6 protein-coding genes and 1 tRNA gene are annotated in these 7,595 nt (G+C 67.4%); 5 read left to right on the forward strand and 2 right to left on the reverse strand.

Annotation, left to right across the window (positions count from 1 at the left end; genetic code table 11):
- The first annotated feature begins 317 nt into the window (after positions 1 to 317).
- The 4 genes from lon (at position 318) to AC07NG_RS16305 (ending at position 3,771) form a co-directional block, all read left to right on the forward strand.
- On the forward strand, positions 318 to 2,717 hold the full coding sequence (gene lon, locus AC07NG_RS16290) for an endopeptidase La (protein WP_492855562.1): 2,400 nt from the start codon (positions 318 to 320) through the stop codon (positions 2,715 to 2,717).
- 146 nt (positions 2,718 to 2,863) lie between these two features.
- Positions 2,864 to 3,142 carry an HU family DNA-binding protein gene (locus tag AC07NG_RS16295; RefSeq protein ID WP_110117750.1) on the forward strand — a complete coding sequence of 93 codons (279 nt, stop codon included), beginning with the start codon at positions 2,864 to 2,866 and terminating at the stop codon, positions 3,140 to 3,142.
- 111 nt (positions 3,143 to 3,253) lie between these two features.
- Positions 3,254 to 3,328: transfer RNA gene (locus AC07NG_RS16300), tRNA-Val, on the forward strand.
- A gap of 74 nt (positions 3,329 to 3,402) precedes the next feature.
- On the forward strand, positions 3,403 to 3,771 hold the full coding sequence (locus tag AC07NG_RS16305) for a GFA family protein (protein WP_492855560.1): 369 nt from the start codon (positions 3,403 to 3,405) through the stop codon (positions 3,769 to 3,771).
- Positions 3,772 to 3,774: 3 nt separating this feature from the next.
- On the opposite strand, the gene AC07NG_RS16310 is transcribed toward AC07NG_RS16305, so the two are convergent.
- On the reverse strand, positions 3,775 to 5,025 hold the full coding sequence (locus tag AC07NG_RS16310; protein ID WP_494595137.1) for a glycosyltransferase: 1,251 nt from the start codon (positions 5,023 to 5,025) through the stop codon (positions 3,775 to 3,777).
- Positions 5,026 to 5,228: 203 nt separating this feature from the next.
- Between AC07NG_RS16310 and AC07NG_RS16315 the strand changes: the two genes are divergently transcribed.
- Positions 5,229 to 6,434, forward strand: coding sequence for a glycosyltransferase family 4 protein (locus AC07NG_RS16315; protein WP_494595214.1), 1,206 nt, complete (start codon positions 5,229 to 5,231; stop codon positions 6,432 to 6,434).
- 7 nt (positions 6,435 to 6,441) lie between these two features.
- Here the strand turns inward: AC07NG_RS16315 and AC07NG_RS16320 are convergent, their stop codons facing one another.
- Complete coding sequence (locus AC07NG_RS16320; RefSeq protein WP_492855557.1) at positions 6,442 to 7,455, reverse strand: LLM class flavin-dependent oxidoreductase; 1,014 nt, start codon at positions 7,453 to 7,455, stop codon at positions 6,442 to 6,444.
- Between the last annotated feature and the right edge of the window lie 140 nt (positions 7,456 to 7,595).

Below are 7,595 nucleotides of genomic sequence, written 5' to 3' on the forward strand. Positions count from 1 at the left end.
CTCCCGCGAGGGGAGAAGGATCACGCTTTCTCGCACTGCGGCGAGGAAACGATATGCCGCTGCGTCAGCGGCCAAGCGGCGAAATCCCCCATGGCTCAGCCCGCCGCGCGACCGAAATATCCAGCCTCACCACCAATGCGCGACTCGTCGCCGCTGGCGGGCGAGCACGCTTGAACCGCGTCGCAAAAGGTCCACATAAATAACGACCATCCGCCCAGTCCCGGGCGGACGGACCGTACGACTCAGGCGCATCGTCTGAAGTGACGGCGGTCCGCGTGGCAAGGCGCGAGTTTCGCGCGCCGGCCGGGAGTGAAAACATGTCTGAGATCCGTACGCTTCCTGTGTTGCCCCTGCGGGATATCGTTGTGTTCCCGCACATGGTGGTGCCGCTGTTCGTTGGGCGCGACAAATCCGTCCGCGCCCTCGAGGAAGTGATGCGCGGCGACAAGCAGATCCTGCTCGTCACCCAAAAGAACAGCGCCGACGATGATCCGGCTCCGGCCGACATCTACGAAGTCGGCGTGCTGGCCACCGTGCTGCAACTGCTGAAACTGCCCGACGGCACCGTCAAGGTGCTGGTCGAGGGCAAGGGCCGCGCCGCCGTCGTGCGCTTCACCGAGCAGGAGGCCTATTACGAGGCCCAGGTCGGCGAAGTCAGCGAAGACCAGGGCGCCGGTCCCGAGGCCGAGGCCCTGTCGCGCGCCGTCGTCGAGCAGTTCGAGAACTACGTCAAACTGAACAAGAAGGTGCCGCCCGAGGCCCTGGCGTCGATCCCGCAGATCGCCGAGCCGGGCAAGCTGGCCGACAGCATCGCCGCCCACCTGTCGGTGAAGATCGGCGACAAGCAGCACCTGCTGGAAATCTTCGACGTCACCAAGCGCCTGGAGAAGGTCTTCGCCCTCATGGAAGGCGAGATCTCGGTGCTGCAGGTCGAGAAGAAGATCCGCTCGCGCGTGAAGCGCCAGATGGAGAAGACCCAGCGCGAGTATTATCTGAACGAGCAGATGAAGGCGATCCAGCGCGAGCTGGGCGACCCCGACGATCAGCGCGACGAACTGATCGAGCTCGAGAAGCGCATCAAGAAGACCAAGCTTTCGAAGGAAGCCCGGGCCAAGGCCGAGGGCGAACTGAAGAAGCTGCGCAACATGAGCCCGATGTCGGCCGAGAGCACGGTGGTCCGCAACTACCTGGACTGGCTGCTGTCGATCCCGTGGGGCAAGGCCAAGACCAAGAAGATCGATCTCAACGAGAGCGAGGAGATCCTCGACGCCGACCACTACGGCCTCGACAAGGTCAAGGAACGGATCCTGGAGTACCTGGCCGTGCAGGCCCGGACCAACTCCCTGAAGGGCCCGATCCTGTGCCTCGTCGGTCCTCCGGGGGTCGGCAAGACCTCGCTGGGCAAGTCGATCGCCAAGGCGACGGGTCGCGAATTCGTGCGCATGAGCCTCGGCGGCGTGCGTGACGAGGCCGAGATCCGCGGTCACCGCCGCACCTATATCGGCTCGATGCCCGGCAAGGTCGTCCAGTCGATGAAGAAGGCCAAGACCACCAACGCCTTCGTCCTGCTCGACGAAATCGACAAGATGGGCAGCGACTATCGCGGCGATCCGGCCTCGGCCCTGCTGGAAGTTCTGGACCCGTCGCAGAACTCGACCTTCGGCGACCACTACTTGGAGGTCGACTACGACCTGAGCCAGGTGATGTTCGTCACCACGGCCAACAGCCTGAACATGCCCCAGCCGCTGCTGGACCGCATGGAGATCATCCGCATCCCCGGCTACACCGAGGATGAGAAGCTGGAGATCGCCAAGCGCCACGTCCTGCCCAAGCTGGCCAAGGATCACGGCCTGAAGGACAGCGAGTTCATCGTCCCGGAAAAGGCGATCCGCGACCTGATCCGCTACTACACCCGGGAAGCCGGCGTGCGGTCGCTGGAGCGGGAACTGGGCGCCCTGGCCCGCAAGACGGTGCGTGACCTGTCGCGCGAGAAGATCACCTCGATCACGATCGACGACGAGCGTCTGGCCAAGTACGCCGGCGTCAAGAAGTACCGCTACGGCGAGACCGACGAAGTCGACCAGGTCGGCATCGTCACCGGTCTGGCCTGGACGGAGTTCGGCGGCGACATCCTGACCATCGAAGCCGTGAAGATGCCGGGCAAGGGCCGCATGACGGTCACCGGCAACCTCAAGGAAGTGATGAAGGAGTCGATCTCGGCGGCCAACAGCTACGTCCGCTCGCGGGCGACCGCGTTCGGCATCAAGCCGCCGATCTTCGAGAAGACCGACGTCCACGTGCACGTGCCGGACGGCGCCACGCCCAAGGACGGTCCGTCGGCCGGTATCGCCATGGCCCTGGCCATGGTCTCGGTGCTGACCGGCATCCCGATCCGCAAGGACATCGCCATGACCGGCGAGATCACCCTGCGCGGCCGGGTGACCGCCATCGGCGGTCTCAAGGAGAAGCTGCTGGCGGCCCTGCGTTCGGGCGTGAAGACGGTGCTGATCCCGCAGGAAAACGAGAAGGATCTCGTCGACGTGCCGCAATCGGTGAAGGCCGGTCTCGAGATCATTCCGGTCTCGACGGTCGACGAAGTGCTCAAGCACGCCCTCACCGGACCCCTGACTCCGGTCGAGTGGAGCGAATCGGAGGAGCCTCTGGCGAGCCCCGCGAAGGGCGATGAAGCCGGAGACGACGCGGTTCTCACGCACTAACAGTAACTTATTGTTGATAACTGGGGCGGCGCGGGAATTTTCCGCGCCGCCTTCGTTTGACGGGGCAAGCGTTCCCCGCATACTTCCCGGCGAGCGAAGCGGCGTAAGCTGTTGCAGCGCCGCCGCTTATTGGCTGGGAGATAAAAATGACCACAAAAGCCGAACTCGTCACGGCGATCGCCGAAAAGGCGGGCATCAACAAGAACCAGGCGAAGGACGCCCTGGAAGCTTTCATCGACACCGTCACCGCTTCGCTGAAGTCGGGCTCGGACGTGCGTCTGGTGGGCTTCGGCACCTTCAAGGCCGTGACCCGCGCCGCGGGCACCGCGCGCAACCCGCGCACCGGTGAAACCGTCGAGCGTCCGGCCTCCAAGACCGCCCGCTTCCAGGTCGGTGAAGGCCTGAAGACCACCCTGAACGGCTAATCCCGTTTTCGGTCTTCAAAGGGGCGGGGCGTTCCAACGGCGTCCCGCCCTTTTTCATGCGTGCTTCCCAGACCGCCATTCGGCGGCTAGAAGCGCGCTCCATTCCCGAGCGGGCGGTTAGCTCAGCGGTAGAGCGTCTCGTTTACACCGAGAGGGTCGGGGGTTCGATCCCCTCACCGCCCACCAGGGACTGCTGACACGAACTGTCAGCGATCTTCGGCAGTCTCCCAGGCGTTCCGACGCCGAAAAGGGAGATCGTCATGCCCGTCAAGGGAAGCTGCCACTGCGGCGCCGTCCAGTTCCAGGTCGAGACCGAGCCGACCGAACTCGCCGACTGCAACTGCTCGTTCTGCTCCAAGCGCGGCAATCTGGTCGCCTACTACCCGCTCGCCGCCTTCAGGCTGCTGACCGCCCGCGACCGGGTCGCGACCTACCAGTGGGGCGACTACATGGGCACGCATCATCACTGCGGCGTCTGTGGCTGCGGGACCTACAGCCAGTTTCCCGACTTCAGCAGCGGCCAGGCCGACTACGACAATCCCCGCGTCGCCATCAACGCTCGTCTGCTCGAAGGCTTCGACCTGTCGCCCCTGCCGGTGAACCACCTCAACGGCCGCGACGACTGGTGAGCATCAGATCAAAGCCTCCAGCGCCTGAGCGGCGCTGCGGCTCCTCGCGTCGGCGGCAATCTGATCGCCCAAGGCCTTGGCGGCTTCGCGCCAGGTCGGTTCATCCAGCAGACGCATCAGGGCCTGGCCGATCTTCTCCGGCGAGGCGTCCGGCGCCAGCGTGATCGCCGCGCCCCGGTGGGCCGCCCGCATCGCGTTGTCGTTCTGGTCGCGGCCCATGGGCAGGCACAGCAGGGGCACGCCTTCCATCAACGGCCGCAGGGTCGAGCCGTGGCCGGCGTGGGTCACGAAGGCGGCGGCGTTCTTCAACAGCGCGCCATGCGGGGCGCTGCGCACCACCTTAACATTGGCCGGTGCGTCAAATTCTGCGGGATCCAAGGTCGGGCCGGTCGTGATCAGGGCGCGGACGGGCAGGGCGGAAAGGGCGGCCAACACGTTGCGAAGCGTCGCTTCCTGCGCCTGGTAAAGGCTCGAGAACGACACCAGCACCAGCGGCGCATCGCCCTGCGGAACCTCAATGGTCTCCACCCAGGCCGGATCGGCCAGATAGGGGCCGACATGGGCGAACGGAGCGGGCAGGGGATCGGGCGCGAAGTCGAAGGCCGGGCTGGTCGCCAGCAGGATCGCGTCGGCGGCCTCGTACTGCGCGAACAGGTCGGCCAGTTCAGGCAGGCCGTGCTCGGCCCGGGCGGCGTTCAGCGCCGGCAGGCCCGATTTGAACAGGCCCCGCGCCATCTGGGCGACCATCGCGTGCATGGCCCGCTCCTGGTCGTCGGCCGCCGGCGCCATGCCGGCCCCGAACGGCGGCGCGCCGGGCAGGTTCGGCAGCGACCAGACATTGGCGGCCAGCAGGGCGATCTTGGTTCCCCGCGCCTGGGCGGCGACCATCGCGCCCAGCAGCAGCTCCTGGCTGACCACCACGTCGGCGGGGAAATCGTCCAGCGCCTCCAGCACGTCGCGGGCGTAAGACGCGGCCGGGCCGGTCATCACCCGGTCGAGCAGGCGCTCGATCACCGCCATCGGGTTGTCGGCCTCGAAGTCGCGCAGCCGGTCGTCCTCGCGGGACTTGCCGGTCTGGAACGGCGCGGTCGTCCAGGCGCGGAACGGCACGGACAGCGCCGCGGCGTCGGCGGCGTTGGCCGGATCGCTGATCGCCAGCACCTCGTGACCGCGCGCGGCGAGGTCGGCGGCGACCATCAGCAGCGGCTGGACGTGGCCGCCGCCCTCCCAGGTCGTGAACAGAAACCGCGCCATGATCCTCGCCCCCTACGCAACCTAGCGAACGGTCTCGTATCAGATGTTTTTGCGCCTGGCGCGGGCACGACGTAGGGTGGCGCGGCGAGCCGCTGGACAGCGGCCAAGCTTCGGGGGAACCTCCCGTCGCTGAGCACCTTAATCGCTTGGCGGCCGCGTAAGACGGCCCCGCTGCAACAGCGAGGTACGGCGTGATCGATCTTCTGCCCACTTCCCCGCCGAGCCCCGAAGCCGGCGCGCCGCAGATTCGATCCGCCTCAGGTCGGCCCGTCCGTTTGATCGACACGACAATGCTTTACGCGCCGCGCAGCGGCGGCGTGCGCCGATATCTCAACGCCAAACGCGCCTGGCTGGCCGCCAATCGCCCGAGCGTGCGCCACACCCTGGTCGTGCCCGGGCCGCGCGACGCCCACGACGGCCACGGCCGCGTGTCGATCTACGCCGCGCCTCTGCCGTTCGGCGACGGCTACCGCTGGCCGATCGGCAAGACCAGCTGGATGGAGCGGCTGATTCGCCAGCGGCCCGACATCATCGAGGCTGGCGACCCCTACACCCCCGGTCTGGCGGCGCTGAAGGCTGGCGACGCCATGGGCGTGCCGGTCGTCGGATTCTGCCACACCGATCTTGGCGCCCTGGCGGCGCTGCACATCGGCGAGTGGGCCGAAAAGCCGGTCCAGAAGCGTTGGGCGGCGATCTATCGCCAGTTCGACCAGGTCGTGGCGCCCAGCCATTTCATCGCCGGCCGGCTCGTCGAAGCGGGGGTTCGAGACGCCATCGGCCTGCCGCTGGGCGTCGACGTCGACACCTTCCACCCGGCGCGCGGCGATCGCGCGGCCCTGCGCCGGCGCCTTGGCCTGACCGACCGTCACCGTATTCTCGTCTTCGCCGGCCGCCCGGCGCGCGAAAAGAAGCTCGACGTGCTGGTCGACGCCGTCGAGAAGCTGGGCGAGCCCTATGTTCTGCTGCTGGTCGGGGCCGGGGCGGGCGCGCGGCCCAGCGACCGCGTCATCTCGATGGATTATCAGCGCGATCCCGAAGCCCTGGCCGCCATCCTGGCCGGCTGCGACGCCTTCGTGCACGCCAACGACAACGAGCCCTTCGGCCTGATCGTACTGGAGGCCATGGCCTGCGGCCTGCCGGTGGTCGGCATCGACGCCGGCGGCGTGGCCGAAAGCGTCGATGAAGCCGTCGGCATGCTGGCGTCCGCCTCGGAAGGCGGAGTGTTCGCCGAGGCGGTCGAGGCGCTGTTCGCCCGCGACGTCGCCGCCCTGGGGCGCGCCGCGCGCCAGCGGGCCGAGGCCCGGCACGGCTGGACGCCGGTGTTCGAGCGCCTGACCGGAATCTACGGACGCCTCACCGGCTCGCGGGCGTTCGTCGGCGAAGCGGCGGAAGTCGCCGCTTCGCACTAGTAAAGCGTCAGGCGGCCTGGCGCAGTTCGCCGCGCAGACCCGCCAGGATCTCGTAGCTGCGCAGCCGCGCGGCGTGGTCGAAGATCTGCGAGGCGGCCATCACCTCGTCGGCGCCGGTGGCCGCGATCACCGCCTTGACCTTGGCGGCGACGGTTTCCGGCGAGCCGATCGCCGAATAGCGGAACGTATGGTCCAGGCCCGCCAGTTCGTGCGGCGCGGCGATGGCCGTGATGTCATCTACGGGCGGCGGCAGCAGGCCGGGGCGGCCGCGGCGCAGGGCCAGGAACTGCTGCTGGGTCGAGGTGAACAGGCGTCGCGCCTCCTCGTCGGTGTCGGCCGCGCACACCCCGATGCAGATCATGAAGTAGGGCTTGTCTAGCTGTTCGGACGGCCGGAAGCCGCGGCGATAGACCTCGATCGCCTCCATCAGCTGGTCCGGCGCGAAGTGGGCGGCGAAGGCGTAGGGCAGGCCCAACGCCGCGGCCAGTTGCGCGCCATAGGTGCTGGAGCCCAGCAGCCACATCGGCACGTCCTGTCCTTCGCCCGGCACGGCGCGCACCGACTGGTCTTCCGAGGCCGGCTTGAACCACTGCTGCAGCTCGACGACGTCCTCGGCGAAGCGGTCGACCCCGCCCATGTAGCGGCGAAGCGCCCGCATGGTGGCCTGGTCGGTGCCCGGCGCGCGGCCCAGACCCAGATCGATTCTGCCCGGATGCAGGGCCGCCAGCGTGCCGAAAGCCTCGGCGACCATCAGCGGCGCGTGGTTCGGCAGCATGATTCCGCCCGACCCGACTCGAATCTTCGAGGTCCCGGCGGCCACGTGACCGATCACCACGGTTGTGGCGGCGCTGGCGATACCGGGCATGTTGTGGTGCTCGGCCAGCCAAAACCTGTGGAAACCCAGAGACTCGGCATGACGCGCAAGGTCCAAAGTATTGGCCAAGGCTTTACTGACCGATGTTCCTTGAGGAACCGGCGACAGATCCAGGACGGAAAGCGGGATATCGGCGGGCTGAGTCATGCCCGCTAGATCGGGATGCGACCGCTCGGTAACAACCGTCCGCGGACACAATTTGTCGCAGTCGGCGTCGCGAACGCGCGTACAAGCAGCAGCACGAGGCGCTTGTCTGGGCAGTTCAAAAAATGGGGGAGGGGGAAAGT

Source organism: Caulobacter sp. GW821-FHT10C03 (assembly GCF_059415485.1).

What these genes read in the sequence shown, in the direction of transcription:
- lon (WP_492855562.1), top strand. Translation starts at nt 318, where the DNA reads ATGTCTGAGATCCGTACGCTTCCTGTGTTGCCCCTGCGGGATATCGTT.
- AC07NG_RS16295 (WP_110117750.1), top strand. Translation starts at nt 2,864, where the DNA reads ATGACCACAAAAGCCGAACTCGTCACGGCGATCGCCGAAAAGGCGGGC.
- AC07NG_RS16305 (WP_492855560.1), top strand. Translation starts at nt 3,403, where the DNA reads ATGCCCGTCAAGGGAAGCTGCCACTGCGGCGCCGTCCAGTTCCAGGTC.
- AC07NG_RS16310 (WP_494595137.1), bottom strand. Translation starts at nt 5,025, where the DNA reads ATGGCGCGGTTTCTGTTCACGACCTGGGAGGGCGGCGGCCACGTCCAG.
- AC07NG_RS16320 (WP_492855557.1), bottom strand. Translation starts at nt 7,455, where the DNA reads ATGACTCAGCCCGCCGATATCCCGCTTTCCGTCCTGGATCTGTCGCCG.